The organism is Oceanospirillum beijerinckii DSM 7166 (assembly GCF_000422425.1).
Classification (GTDB): domain Bacteria; phylum Pseudomonadota; class Gammaproteobacteria; order Pseudomonadales; family Halomonadaceae; genus Oceanospirillum; species Oceanospirillum beijerinckii.
Window position 1 is genome coordinate 1 of record NZ_AULT01000005.1, and the last position, 18971, is coordinate 18971.

At 47.3% G+C, this 18971-nt stretch carries 13 protein-coding genes; 9 read left to right on the forward strand and 4 right to left on the reverse strand.

Annotated elements, in window-relative coordinates:
• Window positions 1-477: 477 nt before the first annotated feature.
• Window positions 478-1593 carry an alanine dehydrogenase gene (ald, locus tag H579_RS0100010; RefSeq protein ID WP_028298963.1) on the reverse strand — a complete coding sequence of 372 codons (1116 nt, stop codon included), beginning with the start codon at window positions 1591-1593 and terminating at the stop codon, window positions 478-480.
• A gap of 318 nt (window positions 1594-1911) precedes the next feature.
• On the opposite strand from ald, the gene ilvD reads away from it, so the two are divergent.
• The 9 genes from ilvD to H579_RS0100055 all read left to right on the forward strand — a co-directional run bounded on the left by ilvD (window position 1912) and on the right by H579_RS0100055 (window position 15138).
• Window positions 1912-3744, forward strand: coding sequence for a dihydroxy-acid dehydratase (gene ilvD, locus H579_RS0100015; protein ID WP_028298964.1), 1833 nt, complete (start codon window positions 1912-1914; stop codon window positions 3742-3744).
• Window positions 3745-4132: 388 nt separating this feature from the next.
• The gene (locus tag H579_RS23550; RefSeq protein ID WP_051227156.1) at window positions 4133-5527 is read left to right on the forward strand and encodes an undecaprenyl-phosphate glucose phosphotransferase; all 1395 of its coding nucleotides are present in this window, start codon (window positions 4133-4135) and stop codon (window positions 5525-5527) included.
• 70 nt (window positions 5528-5597) lie between these two features.
• On the forward strand, window positions 5598-7088 hold the full coding sequence (locus H579_RS0100025) for a mannose-1-phosphate guanylyltransferase/mannose-6-phosphate isomerase (RefSeq protein WP_028298965.1): 1491 nt from the start codon (window positions 5598-5600) through the stop codon (window positions 7086-7088).
• Window positions 7089-7157: 69 nt separating this feature from the next.
• Window positions 7158-8276, forward strand: a complete 1119-nt coding sequence (locus H579_RS0100030; protein WP_028298966.1) for a glycosyltransferase family 4 protein — start codon at window positions 7158-7160, stop codon at window positions 8274-8276.
• A complete protein-coding gene (locus H579_RS0100035; protein WP_028298967.1) occupies window positions 8273-9490 on the forward strand; it encodes a glycosyltransferase family 4 protein in 1218 nt (405 codons plus the stop codon). The genes H579_RS0100030 and H579_RS0100035 overlap by 4 nt, the downstream gene beginning before the upstream one ends.
• A 96-nt stretch (window positions 9491-9586) precedes the next feature.
• Window positions 9587-10120, forward strand: coding sequence for a FecR family protein (locus H579_RS27460; protein ID WP_028298968.1), 534 nt, complete (start codon window positions 9587-9589; stop codon window positions 10118-10120).
• Window positions 10113-11867, forward strand: a complete 1755-nt coding sequence (locus tag H579_RS27465; protein WP_157834518.1) for a hypothetical protein — start codon at window positions 10113-10115, stop codon at window positions 11865-11867. Before H579_RS27460 ends, H579_RS27465 begins: the two co-directional genes overlap by 8 nt.
• On the forward strand, window positions 11830-13830 hold the full coding sequence (locus H579_RS0100050) for an adenylate/guanylate cyclase domain-containing protein (RefSeq protein ID WP_084623720.1): 2001 nt from the start codon (window positions 11830-11832) through the stop codon (window positions 13828-13830). The genes H579_RS27465 and H579_RS0100050 overlap by 38 nt, the downstream gene beginning before the upstream one ends.
• A gap of 9 nt (window positions 13831-13839) precedes the next feature.
• Window positions 13840-15138, forward strand: coding sequence for a tetratricopeptide repeat protein (locus H579_RS0100055; protein WP_028298971.1), 1299 nt, complete (start codon window positions 13840-13842; stop codon window positions 15136-15138).
• A 33-nt stretch (window positions 15139-15171) separates the two neighbouring features.
• Here the strand turns inward: H579_RS0100055 and H579_RS0100060 are convergent, their stop codons facing one another.
• The 3 genes from H579_RS0100060 to H579_RS23565 form a co-directional block, all read right to left on the reverse strand.
• Window positions 15172-15885: a Crp/Fnr family transcriptional regulator gene (locus tag H579_RS0100060; protein WP_028298972.1), complete on the reverse strand. Its 714-nt coding sequence runs from the start codon at window positions 15883-15885 to the stop codon at window positions 15172-15174.
• Complete coding sequence (locus H579_RS23560) at window positions 15886-16968, reverse strand: hypothetical protein (protein WP_051227157.1); 1083 nt, start codon at window positions 16966-16968, stop codon at window positions 15886-15888.
• Between the two features lie 105 nt (window positions 16969-17073).
• Complete coding sequence (locus H579_RS23565; protein WP_051227158.1) at window positions 17074-18534, reverse strand: MBOAT family O-acyltransferase; 1461 nt, start codon at window positions 18532-18534, stop codon at window positions 17074-17076.
• Window positions 18535-18971: the final 437 nt, after the last annotated feature.

The following is an 18971-nucleotide window of genomic DNA, read 5'->3' on the forward strand; positions in this document are numbered from 1 at the left end:
GATACATTCTTGAAAACTTTGGTTTTAAACTTGCTTTTGTCGACATCACGCAGCCAGCAGCAGTCAAGTTTAGCTTTACTAATATCAATACCTATATAATGCATCTCTCATTTACCTTGTATATGCAGCATCACTGAAAACAGGTGCTTGGATACCATTCAATGTATGAGAACAATGAGAGTCTGGGCGTTTATCTACATTACAGCGTCAAACACTAAGGTCGGAACCAACATCACCGGACTCTACAGGTCATCAAGGTAGCTAACCCTGATTTCCGGAGAGATACAAGGTCGGAAAAGCCGCAAGGCGCCTTCCGACAATAACCGAGAGTAGGAGCCAGTGTCGGATGGCGCTTCGCTTATCCAACCTACTCGGATATCAAGGGGTTTATCAGAAATGGTATAAGATCTTGATATCAAAGGGTATAAAAAAAGCGGGAATGGTAATCCCGCTAACAACTTAAGCAAAAGACCTGTATCACCCGACGATCTTTGTCGGATTAATGTAAGCATAGCCCAGACTTTGCGTCACTGCCTGATTTGTTACCTGTCCCGCATGAATATTTAGCCCATTCATCAAATGCTTATCGTCTTTTAATGCATGTTGCCAACCTTTGTCGGCCAGCGCCAAAACGAATGGCAGGGTGGCATTGGTTAATGCCAGGGTTGAGGTGCGCGCAACCGCTCCAGGCATATTGGCTACACAATAGTGCACGATACCTTCCTCAGTATAGACGGGATTATCGTGAGTGGTAGCCCGACTGGTTTCAAAGCAGCCGCCCTGGTCAATAGCGACATCTACCAGTACGCTGCCCGGCATCATCTGTTTCAGCATCTGGCGCGTGATCAGTTTCGGAGCAGCAGCCCCAGGCACCAGTACCGCTCCAATTACCAGGTCGCTACGGCGAATGCAGGCCAATAGAGACTCTTTGGTGGAAAACAGGGTTTTGCACTGGCCTTGGAAGCGGGCATCCAGCTCACGCATTTTGGGAATAGAGCGATCCAGAATGGTAACCTCAGCGCCCAGGCCAATGGCCATGCGTGCCGCATTCTCACCTACAACACCGCCACCGATAATAGTGACGTGTGCAGGCTCAACGCCGGGTACACCGCCCAGTAGTACACCGCAACCTCCCATGGATTTTTCCAGACAGCGGGCACCGGCCTGAACCGAGAGCCGCCCTGCTACTTCACTCATTGGGGCTAGCAACGGCAGGCCACCATGATCATCGGTCACTGTTTCATAGGCGATGGCCGTACAGCCGGAATTGATCAGGCCGAGGGTTTGGTTCGGGTCCGGTGCCAGGTGCAGATAGGTGAAGAGTACCTGGCCGCTTCTCAGACGTTGAATTTCTTCTGCCTGCGGTTCTTTTACTTTGACGATGAGTTCTGCGCGGTTAAACAGTGTTTGCACATCGCTGACAATCTCAGCACCAGCGGCCTGATAGTTCAGGTCGTTAAAGCCAATCGCGCTACCGGCATCTTGTTGCACCAGTACCTGGTGGCCTCTGTGGGTCAGCTCGGCAACACCGCCGGGTGTCATTCCAACCCGGTATTCCTGATTTTTGATCTCTTTGGGTATGCCTATCAGCATGGTTATTCTCCTTGGCTGCTGTGGGGGCAGCGTCTCCCTCAAATAATTGTTATTGCTTGATTATAGATCAGAGACGGCAGTAAAAAACGGTCTGTTTTCAGGTGCTCTTTAGTCGTTTTCGCTAGAGGCCTATTTTATTTCGGGTGGATTACTAAAAACATTCCAGGCTTTGCCTGCTGTAGATTTGGCTTGTGCCTAGCCAACAGCGCTCCACAATGGTAAAACGTCACCTGCAAGTGCTAACACTAAACTGATGAAACGACCGCGCTCTGAAATGCAGTACGGCGGTCATTGAAAATAGCTGTTTGAGGAATACCCATGCCCGAGTACCGCTCAAAAACCTCCACCGCAGGTCGTAATATGGCAGGCGCCCGTGCCCTGTGGCGCGCCACTGGTATGAAAGATGATGACTTTCAAAAACCCATTATTGCGGTGGTTAACTCCTTTACTCAATTTGTACCGGGCCATGTTCACCTGAAAGATATGGGCCAGCTGGTTGCCCGTGAAATTGAGCAGGCCGGTGGTGTAGCGAAAGAGTTTAATACTATCGCTATTGATGATGGTATCGCTATGGGGCACGACGGCATGCTGTACAGCCTGCCATCCCGTGACATTATCGCCGACTCTGTGGAATACATGGTCAATGCTCACTGTGCCGATGCCATGGTGTGTATCTCTAACTGTGACAAGATCACACCGGGGATGCTGATGGCAGCGATGCGTCTGAATATTCCGGTGATCTTTGTGTCCGGCGGTCCAATGGAAGCAGGTAAAACCAAGCTGGCGGAGCATAAGCTGGATCTGGTGGATGCTATGGTGCTGGCGGTTGATCCAAATGCATCGGATGAGCTGGTGGATGCGGTTGAGCGTTCTGCCTGTCCGACCTGTGGTTCCTGTTCCGGTATGTTCACGGCTAACTCCATGAACTGTCTGGCTGAAGCCCTGGGTCTGGCGCTGCCGGGTAACGGTACTGTGGTTGCGACACATGCGGATCGTGAGCAGCTGTTTAAGCGTGCCGGTCATCGCATCGTTGAGATGGCGAAAGAATACTACGAGCAGGACAATGATCGTCTTCTGCCACGTAATGTCGGCTTTAAAGCGTTTGAAAACGCCATTGCGCTGGATATCGCCATGGGGGGGTCCACCAACACTATTCTGCACTTGCTGGCGATTGCTCAGGAAGCGGAAATTGACTTCACCATGAAGGATATCGATCGTATGTCCCGTGAAGTACCGCAGCTGTGTAAGGTGGCTCCGAACACTCAGCAGTACCATATCGAGGATGTACACCGTGCCGGTGGTATTATGGGGATTCTGGGTGAGCTGGACCGTGCCGGTAAGCTGCACACGGATGTTCCTACAGTGCACTCTGCGGATATGAAGGCGGCGCTGGATGAGTGGGATATTATGCGCAATCCGTCTGAGGCCGTGATGGAGTTCTATAAAGCGGGTCCCGGGGGGATTCCGACCCAAACAGCTTTCAGTCAGGCAGCACGCTGGCCGACACTGGACGGTGATCGTGCCAACGGTTGTATCCGTTCTCTGGAGCACGCCTTCTCTCTGGAAGGTGGTCTGGCGGTTCTGCACGGTAATATTGCACTGGACGGTTGTGTGGTGAAGTCTGCGGGTGTGGATGAATCTATTCTGGTATTCGAGGGTCCGGCTCATATCACAGAATCTCAGGATGAAGCGGTCGCCAACATTCTGGATGATAAGGTAAAAGCCGGTGATGTGGTGATCGTGCGTTACGAAGGCCCACAGGGTGGCCCGGGTATGCAGGAGATGCTGTACCCAACGTCGTACATCAAGTCTAAAGGTCTGGGTAAAGCCTGTGCACTGCTGACCGATGGTCGTTTCTCTGGCGGTACTTCGGGTCTGTCTATTGGCCATGTTTCACCAGAAGCGGCTGCCGGTGGTGCCATTGGTCTGGTGCGTAATGGCGATATTATTCGTATCGATATTCCAAACCGTACCATTGATGTACTGCTGTCTGACGAAGAGCTGGCGGCGCGTCGTGCGGAGCAGGACAAACTGGGTTGGAAACCGGCTCAAGAGCGTCCACGTAAAGTGTCTGCAGCGCTGAAAGCTTACGCTAAGTTGGCAACCTCCGCGGATAAAGGGGCGGTGCGGGATCTGTCTAAGCTGGATTAACTCTATTCGGCTTGTCCACTCCAGGGCTTTGCCTTGGAGTGCCCGCTTTCTGCCCACTTTCTGTTTGTATACTGTTATCTGGGCTTCTCTTTGCGACCATCAAAAAGCTTTTCCTACATTTTATAAACAAAGATCATACATAACTCTATGATTAATGTGTGAAAATGAGTGGCATGACAAAGGATGTTAGATCGAGTTGTGTGACCTTTTCTGATTTTTATCCCGCATGCACTGTGAGTCAGAATTTGATAACGTCGGCCAGATCTTTGGCGCATGCTTGCGGAGTTTGTTGGGTGGGTGCTAGTATGCCCGACTTATGTGTGCTGTATCAGTGCCATGCGCCTATTGTCGGGCGTGCTTCCTATCGCTTTATTACCTGAATGTATTAATGAAAAAGTTTGCTTTTAACAGCACTATCCTACCGCTGATGTTGCCGCAGCTAAGCGACTTAATTGCTGTTCTTGCCGCCAGCTTCTTTGCAAGCGTTTTGATGCTAACTCCCGATCTTCATAGTATCTATTTGAGTCATCTGCCTTTAGGGGTTCTGTGCTACTTTTTTGCGGCATATGTCGGGCGTTTATATGGCTCATGGCGAGGGGTGCACAAGGCTAAACTCGCACTGCAGCTGGGTATGTCCTGGCTACTTGCCAGTATGGTTTTTATCTTTATGGTTACCATGTTAAAGACCTTGCCTGACCTTTCCCGGGGCTGGATGCTGCTGTGGGTGTTGATCGGTTTTTGTGTCTCTGTTTCTGCCCGCCTGGTGCTATACAGCTTTGCCCGTTGGGTCAGGCAGCGGGGGTTGGATCAAAAAAGAGTATTGCTGATAGGTTCAGTGGAGTCTTGCCAGAGAGTCCGGTCCAAACTGGCGAATCAAAGTAATCTTGGTTTTGTTTTTGCTGGCGACTATATCGTGCGTGCAAATAAAAGCCATGATGGCTCTGTTGTTGTACTTGACGAGAGTGCTTTGGCTCAGGATCTGAATCAGTTAGTCGTTGATGGTGAGTATGATGAAGCCTGGATTGCACTACCGGTTTCACAGGGCCATATCGTCAGGTCGCTACATGAACGGATGAATCGATTAACGATTAATATCCGTTATTTGCCAGATCTGTCGGATTTCCGTTTGTTTAATCACCGGGTAACAGAGATCGGCCCTTTATTTGCTCTGGATCTGTCCAAAACACCATTTGAAGGTGGTGCGCGAGTGGTTAAGGCGATAGAAGATTATATTTTAGGTTTTATCCTTTTTCTGATCAGTACGCCAGTTATGTTTGTTATTGCGGTGTTGATCAAGCTAACTTCTCCGGGCCCCGTGTTGTTTAAGCAATATCGTCAGGGGCTGGATGGTAAGTTATTCAAGATTTACAAGTTTAGAACGATGCACTTTGGTCCTGAGAACAAGTTTGCACAGGCCCGGCATGGTGATCCGAGAGTCACTCGCCTGGGGCATTTTTTAAGACGGACCAGTTTGGATGAGTTGCCGCAGTTTTTTAATGTATTACAGGGGCGTATGTCGATTGTGGGCCCCAGGCCTCATGTGCCTGAACAGAACTCCTATTACTCTACAGTAATTGATGACTACATGCAGCGCCACAGGGTTAAGCCGGGTATTACTGGCTGGGCTCAGGTGAATGGCTTAAGGGGATTGACCGACTCCGATGATGCCATGAGGAAGCGTGTGGAATATGACTTCTACTATATCAATAACTGGTCGTTTCTATTGGATATACGCATCGTCATTATGACGGTATTTAACGGCTTTTTAAACGCACAGCCCTAGTCTTCACAGTGATGCGATGTGCACTTAGCTTTTTAAAATTTCAAATATATTGGTGTTTATGGGTGTAATTATGTCTTTGGTTCCTGTTGTGCTCTCCGGAGGTGCAGGTAGTCGTTTATGGCCTGCTTCAAGAAAACTACACCCTAAACCTTTTATGTCTCTACCTGATGGCGGCACACTTATGGGGCGTACCTTTCAGCGCGCATCAGCCCTGCCAGGTGTTGAGAAAGTATTAACGGTTACAAACCGGGATCTGTATTTTCACACCCGTGATGAGTTTGATCGTTTGCAGGGGGAGGGGCGGCTGCCTGAATTGTTAAAACAAGGCTATCTGCTGGAACCGATTGGACGCAATACCGCTCCCGCAATTGCTGCTGCGGCATTACATATTCAGGCTCAGTATGGCGATGATGCTTGTCTGTTAGTGATGCCTGCTGATCACTTGATGTTGGATGAAACCGCTTTTGCACAAGCGGTGCAGGCAGCGCAGGCATTGGCTGCTAAAAACTATTTAGTGACTTTCGGCATTCAGCCCGATCAGCCGGAAACAGGCTTTGGTTATATACAGGCCGCGAAAGAGTTTGATATGAATAGCTTCCCGCAGAGTGATTTTGTCCAGGGTTATCCTGTGAATCGCTTTGTGGAAAAGCCTGATCTTGAAACGGCTCAGGCCTATGTATCCAGTGGTGAATATTTCTGGAATGCCGGTATTTTTTGTTTTACTGCTGGCTATGTGTTGAGTGAACTGGAGCGCCATGCGCCAGAGTTATTAGCGAGTGTCAGGAAAACCCTGGCGGCGTCTGAGGTCACTTCGGGTAAACTGTTGGAACAGCTGGAACTGGACTTAGATACCTTCAGAGCGGTTGAAGATATCTCTATTGACTATGCGTTGTTGGAAAAGTCGGACCGTGTTGCTGTTGTACCGGGAGACTTCGGCTGGAGTGATATTGGATCATGGTCTGCATTTAGTGAATTACTGCCGCAAGATCAGCAGGGGAATCGTGTCTTCGGCGATGTGATCGCTTTAGATTCCCGCAATACCACGATTCACAGCCCTTGTGCGCTTACGGCAACGGTTGGTGTGGATGACTTGATTATTGTGAATACTGATGATGCTTTGCTAGTGGCTCACAAAGATTCGGCTCAGGATGTGAAGAAGATTGTCAGTGAGTTGTCTCGCAGTGGTCATGATGCTCATTTAGTGCATAAAACGGTCCATCGCCCTTGGGGAACCTACACCACATTGGAAGAAGATGAGCGTTTTAAAATTAAACGTATCGTGGTGAAACCCCGCCAACGCCTGTCTTTACAGATGCATCACCACCGTAGTGAGCACTGGGTTGTGGTCGGTGGCATGGCGCGTGTTGAGCATAATGGGCGTGAATTTTTTCTCAATACCAATGAATCCACCTTTATTCCTGCAGGGCACCAACACCGTTTGGAAAACCCCGGTGTGATTGATCTTGTGCTAATAGAGGTGCAAAGCGGTGACTACCTGGGAGAAGACGATATCGTGCGCTTAGATGACGTTTATGGTCGGGTTGTTGGGCAAGAGTGCTAAGGAGAATAGCGCTATTGTATTGGCTCCTACCTATGGGAGGGGCTAATTCGACAGCTCTGAAATTAGACGATGAAAGTTGCCATTATTCATGATTGGTTAGTGACTTGGGCCGGAGCTGAGAGGGTATTGGCCCAACTGCTGCGTGTGTATCCTGACGCGGATCTCTATAGTACGGTTTATTTTCCTGATGAGGAGATGGCCAAGCAGTTGCAGGGGCGTCACATTAATACCAGCTTCATTCAGCGCCTGCCTGGTGCAAAAAAGCACTATCGTAACTATTTGCCGCTGATGCCGATTGCTGTTGAGCAGTTTGATCTGTCTGGTTGCGATCTGGTGATCTCAAGCAGTCATGCCGTGGCCAAGGGTGTTTTAACAGGGCCTGATCAGTATCATGTTTGTTATTGTCATTCTCCAATGCGTTATGCCTGGGATCTGCAGCATCAATACCTGAAAGAATCCGGTGCGGGCAAGCTAAAGCAGATGGTGATGTGCTATCTGCTGCACAAGTTACGTTTATGGGATTATCGCACTAGTGCCGGGGTTGATCTTTTTATAGCCAACTCCTCTTTTATCGCCAGGCGTATTGATAAATGTTATCGCCGTTTAGCTCAGGTGGTGCATCCTCCCGTGGATACAGAGTTTTTTTGTCCGGCTGAAGGTTCGGACAGCGTTAATACACCGGGCTCTGAGAAGTACTATATAACAGCCTCTAGGATGGTGCCGTATAAGCGTATTGATTTAATTGCACAAGCCTTTGCCAATATGCCGGATAAGAAACTCAGAATCATTGGTGATGGCCCGGAATATGACAAGGTTTCTGCGATTGCGGCTCAGGCTGACAATATTGAGTTATTGGGTTATTGCGCCGGTGATATATTGAGGCAGCAGCTTAGAGGTGCAGAGGCGTTTATTTTTGCTGCTGAAGAGGATTTTGGTATCGCGCCGGTAGAAGCCCAGGCTTGCGGTATTCCCGTTATTGCGTATGGCAAAGGTGGGGCTCTGGATAGCGTATCTGAAGAAAGTGGTGTGTTCTTTCCTGAGCAGAGCGCGCAAAGTTTAATTGAGGCAGTGCACTGTTTTGAGCTACAAGTGTTTTCTCGTCAGCAGTGTAGGGAAAATGCAGAGCGTTTTTCTGAAAAGATGTTTCAGAAAAATTTTATTGAAAAGGTAAAACAAAGTCAGCTATGAAACTATTAGTTAATGTTTCGTCGTTAGCACCTCCATTAACGGGGATTGGTCATTCCACTAAGCAGCTATTGATTCAGCTCCTGATGAACCCAGATGTATCTGTAGGTATTCAAGATATAAAAGGCTTTGATGTATTTGGAGTCTATGACAGAGATGAGTTGATAAGCTGGCTTGAGAAAGGGAAAAAAGAAGAAAAAGCTGATAATTATTCTGCTGATGCTAATGTAAAAAAAATACGCCTTTTGCGCTCTGTATTGAGTTTTTTGAAACCATATATTAAAAAAATTCCATATGCGCGTGCTTTAAAAAATGTTTTGATGAGACGTAAGTCTGAGCATGTATTAGAGCGTTATAATGACTATATATATTGGGAACCTAATTATGTCATGCAGGAGTTTTCAGGTAAGTCATTAGCAACGATACATGATCTGTCTCATGTCTATTATCCCGAGTATCACCCAAGAGAGCGTATTGAGGAGTTAAATAGCGGTCTTGATATTACGTTGAATCATGCTGATCGCTTGATTGCTGTGTCGGAGTTTACCCGGCTACAGATATTGGACTGTTGGCAGCCGAGCCAGCCAGTTGACATCGTTTCTCCAGCCGTAGATGAATCATTCTATAATGTCGACGTACAAAAGCAGGCTGAAGTAAAAGAAAAGTATAGTCTGCCATCGGATTATATTCTCTCGGTTGCCACTATGGAGCCAAGGAAAAATTTTGTTGGCTTGCTAAAGGCTTATGCTTCATTGCCAGATGCGATACGTAAAAGATTTCCTTTGCTATTAGTAGGGAGTCGAGGTTGGCTAACTGATGAAACTGAAGCGGTGTTAGCTTCTTTAGTTAAAAGCGGTGAGGTGCGTTATTTAGGGTATATAGCTCAAGAGGATATGCCTGCACTTTATCAGGGGGCAACCCTGATGCCCTATGTTTCATTTTATGAGGGCTATGGTATGCCTATTGCCGAAGCAATGGCAGCAGCCACGGCTGTTGTTGCTTCCGATTGCAGCTCTATGCCAGAGGTTGCAGGTGGGTGTGCAGAGCTGGTTGATCCAACGAATATTGAAAGCATACGCGATGGTTTGCATCGGATGTTAACGGATGACGAGTTACGCCAGCAAAAAGCTGAAGCAGGACATCGGAGAGCTCAGGAGTGGAGTTGGGAGGCATCAGCAAAACGTCTCTTGGCTAGTATGGCTGCAATATCAAGCTGATTCACTTTATGTCGGCTTTTTGCTCTGATTTTTTGTTTAAGCGCCATTTATGGCTGTGATACATTGCTTAAGGTTTTTCTTATCAGGACTTCTATTATGACGGTGCTAGACCATTGTGCGGTTAAAAACCTGCCCAGAACACTATTTGTGCTGTTAATGAGTTGTGCAGTTTGTCTGTCATCATTGGTGCATGCTACTGAGAAAGAAGCCATAGGTGAAGTGCTGTTTGCTGTAGGGGATCGTTGGAAACAGGATGCTGCAGGCAGTCATCCTATTAAACCTAAGAGAGGCACGGCCCTGTATGCTGGAGATGTGTTAAGTACAGCAGAAACAGGTTTTTTGCAGCTCAAGATGATTGATGGTGGATTTATCAGTCTGCGTTCAAATAGTCGTTTACGGATTAATAGCTATAAGTACAATCCGGAAAACCCTGAGGAAAATAAGGTTAACCTATCTCTTGAAGAAGGGGTCGTAAGAAGTGTCACGGGTAAGGCTGGGGAGAGTAATCGCAAGCGTTTTCGTCTCAATACTCCTATTGCGGCCATTGGCGTAAGAGGCACTGACTTTACGGTCTACACTGATGTGAACCAGTCCCAGGTGGCTGTGGCCCGGGGGGGGGATTGTGATTAGTCCGTTCTCAGACAGTTGTCGCATGTCGGGTGAAGGGCCTTGTGAAGGTAATAAGGCACTGGAGCTATTTGCTCAGCATGAGGCTTATATTGAGCTGCGCAGAGGTCTGCGCATCCCTGTTATACGGGAGGGCTCGCTGGAATACCTCAAGCCAACAGCAGATGAAATGGAAAACCTTGTCAGAAGTAAGTCTTTATCAAAACATCAGGTTGCTAAGGATGTTCAGGTAGTCGCTCTTGTGCAGGCTGGCAGTCTGGCAGACTCTCTGAATGACAGTGGCCCTGAACATAAAGAGGCTATAGCACAGGATGATGCCGAGGGCTTAAAAGAGAATAGTGAGACAGCTATTGAATCGGTACCAGCAATAGGCTCATCAGTGGTGTCTCTTCAGGATCCGGTTACACAGAGCGCCGTGTCTAGTGAAGAAGATCAGGATTTGGTAGTTGAGCCAGTGGCTTCAGTTGAGCCAGTGGCTTCTCTGGATAGTACAGAGAATACGATGGTTGAAAATACGGAAATTGCTGTTGTTGATCAGGAAAAAAACACCGGCTCGGGTGTGCCAGTGGCTGGAAGAGGTGTTCAACCTGAAGTAGACGTGGATCATGAGAGTAAAGAAAAAACATCTGCGCAACCGGTTTCTGTCAGTGAGGATGATTTACACATTTCTGCCGTTAATGATCCGCAGGAATTAGAGGCATCTGATAGTACGGGCGGGAAGCACGATAATTCTGATAATGCAGCTGATAGCAATAATATTGCTGCTGTGGAAACAGATAGCCCACTAGAGGTATCAGCAGGTGAGCCTGCAGAAGTCGCTGATGTATCAGCAGACGCATCTGTTGCGGATAGCCCGGCAGAGGTGTCTGTGGCAGATAGCTCTTACGCAGATAGCTCTTACGCAGATGGTTCTTCTGTAGGTAGCTCTTCATCGGATGGCTCTTCATCAAGTGGCTCTTCATCAAATAGTTCAGTAGGTGTACCTGCAACGGATGGTTCGGCCAATGAGACTGGTGCCGCTCAATCAGCGGGGGCATCTGTATCTGAGCATCTGGAAGAAACTCCCGCAGATACGGTTGTAGACTCGTCAGTTGAGAGTGAGGATAAAGAAGGCGGGAATTATGCTGGCGCAGAATCTCCGAATGATGAGATTACTGAAATTGTTGAGGTAGTGGATAACAGCATAATAGAATCCAGCGAATCCACGACTATTGAGCCGGACGATAGCGATCCTCTGTCTGAGAAAAAACCCGTATTCAGGCAATATGGTGCTTCGTCGGGTGTAAAATGGGGACGCTGGTCTGACCACACTAAGCCATCTGGAAATATTGATGCCTTAACGTATGGGCATTCAGGCTATAGCGAGCATAGTAAGAACAGTTATTTTGTGCTGTTTAGACAAAACGGTGAAAACAGAGAGTATCCAGATTCAGATACTTTCAACTTTAACTTATCAGCTTTTGAGTCCGTATATGTCACCAGTGATAAGATTGAGCAAGCTACGCTTAGAGATGGTTCGTTAAGTCTGGACTTTGGTAAAAGCACATTCTCTACTTCCTTTAAGGTCCACTCGGATTCATTGAGAGGGTATCATTTTGAAGATCAGGGGATTATTGACTCCAGTGGAAATATACGCTCTGAAGATATAAAAGGGTTTGTCAATGAGGGTGTTAACGATGCTGGCTTCTTATTTGAGCGGCAAGTGATGCCTGATGGCCGTATTTACGGTGCGACCTATTGGGATAGGTAGCTGTTTTAGCGTGTTGAGTCTGCTGAGGCATAAGCGCTGGCTGAGTGTCCTGACGCTCTCGATTACTGTATTTATACTGTCGACCGACTTTACAGATAAGGCCTGGTATCTCTTTTTTGAACAACAGGCTTATGATTTAAAGGTTCGCTGGTTATCTGACCATACTTCTGATCATGAACTGGATCATCGAATTCAAATTGTTGATATTGATGAGTACAGTTTATCTGTAGAGGGGCGCTGGCCTTGGCCGCGTAGTCAAATTGCAGGGTTGCTCGAAAAGATCAGTCACAATGAAGCCCCTGTGGGGGTCGATGTGCTATTCACAGACTTCGACCGTCTATACACAACGGATCAGGTTGTAGGGCGATATCCCTTTGTATTGGCACAGGCTTTTCAGTTTAGCCAGGATGCCAGTCCAGAGATACCGAAACGAAAGCAGGAGTTCTATCGTCAGGGGGTGCTGTATGGTGCTGTCAGGCTGATAGGCGAGGACCAACAGAGTATGGACGCTCTGATGAAAAAAATTCAGGCAGATGGTTATTTGGGGGTTACGCCGCAAATAACAAAGGTCTTTGCTACAGGGCATATTTCGCCCATTATTGATTCAGATGGCGTAGTTCGCAGAATTATGCCGTTAGTGTGTTATGGTCGAAACTGTTTTGAGATGCTGCCACTGGCTATGCTAAGGCATATGTATGGCCTATCCCCAGAGTATCAGTTGGTAAAAGGGGAGGCGCTAGCGGGAAGTCGTTGGCATCAGCCTGACTATTGGTTGATCAATGATATTATCAAAATTCCCTTAAGGTCTGATGGCTCTCTCTGGATTCCTTATAGTCCAGCTGGTAGTGGTATTGCGTATACCTCTGCAACTGATATTTTAAGCGATCAAGCCACGCTTAACGAGGGTGGTTTTATTTTTGTCGGCTCAACAGCGACGAGTATGTATGATCGCATCGAGACACCTCTATCCAATAATTACCCCGCTGTAGAAATTCACTCTGTTATCTTGCAAGGCCTACTGGATAATTCCTGGGTTATTACCCCAGGCTGGGAGTCACACTTTACTAAGTTCGTTGATCTGTTGTTTTTTACTGTATTCGTGTTGGCTCTGTTGCATGCCTCTAGATGGGTGTTGCCTTTATCTTTGCTTACCATTGCCGCATGGTGTGGGGTTAATATCGGATTTTGGTATGAAGGTATCTATCTGACTTTCTTTGAGCCAGTTATCCTATTGCTGTTGCTGTTAATGATCTACCTGCCTTGGCAGACTATTCATGATTTTCGAGAGAAGAAACGTCTGGCTGATATTTTTAAGGCCTACGTGCCTGCACAAGTGTTTAGCAAAATAGAGAGTGATCCCGGGCAGATTATTGGTCTTAGGCCAGAAAAAAAAGTAATGACGATTTTATTTGCAGATGTCAGGGGGTTTACCGCACTGGCTGAGAAAAGACCACCTGAAGAAGTCGCAAAGCTGATGTATCGAGCCTTAGATTGTATGACCAAAGAGATCTATCAGTTAGAAGGTACAGTGGATAAGTATATGGGGGATGCCGTGATGGCTTTTTGGGGTGCTCCTTTGTCAAATACGGAACACGCAAAGAATGCCATTCAAGCGGCCTGCGGTATTCAGCGTTCTATTTCTGAGCTATCTGTAAAACTAAAAGCAGAAGGTGGCCCTGTGTTGGAAGTCGGTGTGGGTATCAGTAGCGGCGAGGTTGTTGTTGGCGATATTGGTAGTTCATATCGGCACAACTATACCGTGATTGGTGATGCTGTCAGTTTAGCCGCCAGGGTGCAAAAGCTTTGTAAAGAATTCGATGTAGATATATTGATTACAGGTGATTCTGTCGGTTATCTCATGGATGCTGATGACGAAGAGTTTGATCTCTTGCCGATACAAGAGATCTCAATAGCGGGCAGAGAGAATTCAGTCGAAGTCTATGGTGTCTATTTTGAACAGTAGGGTGGCTTGATGTTCAGGTTTTACACCTTCCTAGCTGTATCTGCACTCTTCTTCTCTGCTGATGTCAAGGCTGTTGATTGTCTTGATAGGCTGGAGACGCTGCAGCAATATCAGGATCAGGAGGGGAGCTGTTTTGATAACTCCGATTTCAACTATCAGCTGGGTCTGCTTGCCCTTGAGAAGGGGGATCTCAGCCAGGCAGTCAGTGCATTTGAGCGTGTGGTTGCGTTGGACTCCCGGCATGCTGGTGCCTGGTTGGATATGACGGAAGCTTATTTTCGACTCGGTGACAGAAAAGGTGTTCACTACGCCATAGGGGAGTTGGAGAAGAGGTTCACGATACCGGAGGGGTTAGTGGCGGTTGTCGCGAAATATAAGGAGTGGTCCCAGTGGTATCAGCCAAAGTACGCTAACAGAGGTGGTGCTTTTATTAGCAAAGGCTATTCAGATAACATTAATGCGGGAAGCTCAAGGCACAGTATTGATCTGGTATTTGGTCAGCAAATTATTCGGGTTGATTTGGACGACGAAAGTCAATCTATTGCGGATGCTTATTCTGATATCGGCGGTTATTGGCAGTTTGATTACCAAAACTACTCTGCAACATCTAAAACAAAAAGTGATAGTTATTATTTGCGCTTATCTGCAAATAAGCGCTTTTATGATATGGAGGACAGATATAATAGTGGTGTGATAATGATGAATGGGGGGCGGGTATATAATTCTAAAAGAGAACGTCTTTCACTAAATCTGGGTACTATTTTATATTCGCAAAGAGGTCGGATATATCAGCAAGGGTTGCTGCTGGGGGTTCAGTACGATAAGCGTCTGACACAAGACAGTGCCTTTCAGGTGCAAATAGCCTGTGATCATAATCGCTATCGGGATTCTGAAGTGGGTGATGTGAATAAGTGCTCCAATCAGTTTAAGGTTAAGCGTGATAATCACTTCGGTGAGTTTTCTGCGACCCTCTTGAGTGGTATGGATTGGAAATCAGATACACATGCCGGTGGGGATACATTCTGGTATGGCGCTCGTCTGGAGTGGCTATATTCTTTCTCAAATGCCACGCTGTCCGCTTATACCCGTTATGAGCAAGAAAGTGATGATAAGCCTTACTCAGAAGAAATACTGGGTAATAAGAAAAGAAATAAGACAACCAATGCCTCTGGATTAAGTTATGAGTACTTTATAACAAAGCAGGCGAGTATTGAGTTATCTGCATCTGCGTCCAGAACACGGTCAGATATCGCTCTTTTTGAAACAGAGCAAAATAAAGCGGCAGTGTCACTCTATTACTATTGGTGATGCAGGCTTTGTAGTGCACCAGGCTTTGTAGTGTTAGCTGCCTTCAAGCATGTGTTTTTCAAGTAGCCCGGTATTGTGGATAATGACCTGTTTTCCGCTCTTTTCAATGACACCCTCTTCCTGAAGCTGGCTGAAAACACGGGAGACGGTTTCTCGGGTTGTATTGGTCATGCTGGCAATCTCCTGTTGTGTCGGAATGGAGATAGGGGCGCTACGATCCGTTTCTTTGCTTTGAATCTGTAGCAGCAGAGCACAAATCCGGCTGAGAGCATGCTGATGACCCAGTAAAATGATGTGGTCATTAGACTGACGAATAATAGTGGTTAGCTTGCGCATGATCATTTCGGATACAGAGGGCTCAGAAAACATCAGCTGGCGCGCAACTGCAGTGGAAAGAAAACCAACAAGAGATTTTTCAATGGAGATGATTGAGGCTGAACGTGGTAAGCCGTCAATGAGTGCCATTTCACCAAAGTGATCGCCAGCTTTGATAAAAGAAAAGCCTATTTCCTTACCTCCTGGAGAGTAAGCGACAGCCTTCAGCCTGCCTTGGAGCAGAATGCAAAGCTCAGCACTTTCAGATGGGTTGCCACGTTGAATAACGATATCGTTCCTGCTGAAGGCGCGCACTTGCATCTGACTGGCAACTTCATGCAGCCTCTGGTCCGACAGATCCCTCAATAAGGGAATCTTACGTAATTCGGAAAGAGTGGTTCTTACCCTGATCGTATTTGGAGATTTTGCCATTTAGTCGCTTTTAAAATCTTTGCATAAGGCACCAGATTCTAACAGTTCGATGAGCTTTTGGGTATGTTCGACCCTTTTTTCGCTGGTTAGATGGTAATTAGTGTCAAAAAAATCCTCGCTGGGGTACATAAAATCAAAAGGTGTACCTATGTAATTCAGGCCATGTTGTTTGGCTTCCTGTGGCAGGGCGCTGTAAAAGTTCCGTTCTATATCATCCAAATGATAACTGGGGTGCCGCATAAAGGCAGGAGGGGTAAAAATAATACAAACCTGTTGCGCCTGGTATGTTGCAATGAAATCTTTCAGATAACGCCAGCCTAATGCCTGTTCGCCGCTCTTCTGCGCACTCTTGCCATACTCTTCGGGACCATGGTTGAGTACTGTGCGTGTTTGGTTCTCGTTGCGTTTAGCGCGCTCACTGTTTATCTGGTCACCGTGCTGATCAATATTGTGAGGGCCGTATAAGCCCTCCACAACATAGTTTTCAGGCAGGCCGATATAGCCCTTTATCACGCGGTTAAGGGGGCTGTGTAGCAGTAGCTTGATTTTTTGTAGTAGAGGCAGACTGTCAAACAGGTCTTGATGGCTCAGAATATAATCCACCTCAACGTGGGTGAGGTCACCGTTGTAGTAATACATAGGGTATTCAAGCGGCATGAGAACAATATCGCCCGGCTTGATATAAGGTGTAGCCAGTTTCAAAATCAGAGGTAATTGCAGTCCGGCATTAACCCCCAGGTTGACTACGGGTTTTTGAAAATAGTCACTCAGCATGGTGGAGTTAATGCCAAACAGTGCATTGGAACCGGCAATGACCAGTACCTTTTGCTGCTGAATTGCTGAAGCGTAGCTATTTTTCTTTTGATAGGTTTGATCAACCCAGGCACTGCCTGGCAGTCTGACGCCTACTTGACCTATAACCAGCAGGTACCAGGCTATTGCCACTGCAACCATTGCGCATAGCCCGGCATAAAGAAAAAACTGCCCTTGAGCTGTGGTGTGAGCAATGACTAAGTCGTCTCTGCTGTTCTCGGTTGAGCCTTTGTTCTCGGTGGCTGTCATCGCTGTTTCTTTAGCTGTCATAATTGTCTCTGGCGCAAGGTGTTTCAGATCGCTATTTCGGTAAAATAGCTCTCAGGGTGACTGCTCCCCGCCCGCGCATTGGGCGAGGGTTTACGCGGATTTTTTCTAAAAATTAAAATATAGAAAGACTTGTTCAGGGCTCAGCAACATACTCTTTAGGCAAGCCGCCAGTAAAATAAAGCAGTAAACACCGGTGAGTGTTATTTTTAGTTTGGACTGACTGTATTGGGGCCAGACTCTCATCCAGTAAAAAGAGGAAGGCAGAATACAGGCTATAAAGCCTGCACCGGCAATATAAAGCCAGATAGAGGCCGGGTGTTGATTGATTAAGCGCTCCAGCCAAAGCTGATAGATCGCATTGATGCCTTCTCCGGTGAAAAGTGGCAGATTTGCTGCAAACAGGATGCGCCAGTCGTGCAGCCAGTGTAATAGGTGTTGAGTAAGGCTATGACTGTCCAGGCCTGCGGATGAGCCTACCAGCATGGAGTGCCAAATATGCAGGCTGACTTCGAATGATTCTGCCCGGAAAGGCACCCAATACACCATGACAAGTATAAAGGTTATTAACCAGCCGATCAGTGCGGGCAGCTTCCAGGGAGAGAGCCGTTGCCAGGCGTGGTTGACGATCAGGCTGATACCATGCAGTCCACCCCATAAGACAAATGCCCAGCCCGCACCGTGCCATAGCCCGCCCAGCAGCATGGTGAGTAAAAGTGCGTAATACTGCCTGGCAATGCCCTTTTTACTCCCTCCCAGTGGAATATAAATATAGTCCCGTAGAAAGTGGGATAGTGTGATATGCCATCTGCGCCAGAACTGAACAATCGAAACCGACTGATAAGGCGACATAAAGTTAAATGGCAAGCGTATTCCCAGCATCAATGCCAGGCCCAGTGCCATATCCGCATAGCCGGAGAAATCAAAATAGAGCTGTAAACCATAACCAAAGGCGGCGGCCCAGGCATCGGGTGCTGTCATCAGCTGGTTGTTTGAGGCTAGTTGCTCAGCGGAGGCGTAGAGCGGGTCAACATAGCGGGCTAAGGTATCTGCAATCAGTACTTTCTTGCTCAACCCCAGTACAAAGAGAAAGAACCCCTGTATCAGGTAGCGGTTGCTGAGCCAGAGAGGGTTTTGAATCTGAGGGACCAGTTGGCGGTAGTGGACAATAGGCCCTGCAATCAATTGAGGGAAGAAAGAGACAAAAAACAGATAATCAGTATGGCTGCCATAATCTACCTTGCGCTGATAAAGGTCGATCTGCCAGGCAATTTGCTGGAAAGTAAAGAACGATATGCCTAATGGTAGGGCAATATCGGTTAAGGGCAGGTCGGTATGGCCCAGCGCATTGATGTTCTCGATGAAAAAGTTTTGATATTTAAAGTAGGCGATCATCAATAAGTTGAAGCTGACCGCCACTATCAGCCAGGTTTTTGTACGGGTATCGCCTTGCTTGTGCTTGTGTGAAATTTGAAAGCCCAGCAGGCGGTTAATAATAATGGATACCAGTAATAGCAGCAGGTAATCAGGGCGTTGCCAGCTGTAAAAGGTCAGAGACGCCAAAATCATCAACCACAATGCACTGCGTGTGATTTGTTGAGGAGAGAGCCACGATCGGGTGTACGTGGTGGTGCCTGTCGTGAAAACAGTCTCTGAGGTTGCAGAGGGGGTTGTCTCCAAATGAGAGGCAGTAGCGGTGGCTGTTGCTTTTTGGGTAGCTTGGGTTGGAAGTACTGTTCTTGTTGATAGAGCCTGGCTCAGGCAATACCTGAACCCCGCCATGATAACAATCAGGGGCAGAAAGAAAGCAAAAATAAAGGTGAACGAGCTAAAAACCATGATGTGCTGAAATCATTTTTGAAGATGGCCGGTGGGCGGAGTGATCGGGCTTGTGAACGGGGTATTGTATGTGCAAAGGGCTTTAATTGTATATAATGCCGCCTGCAATGATAGCGTTGCACTTAGCCTGAAAGAGGCAGGCGCTCCTGAGTATAAAGTCTGGAATC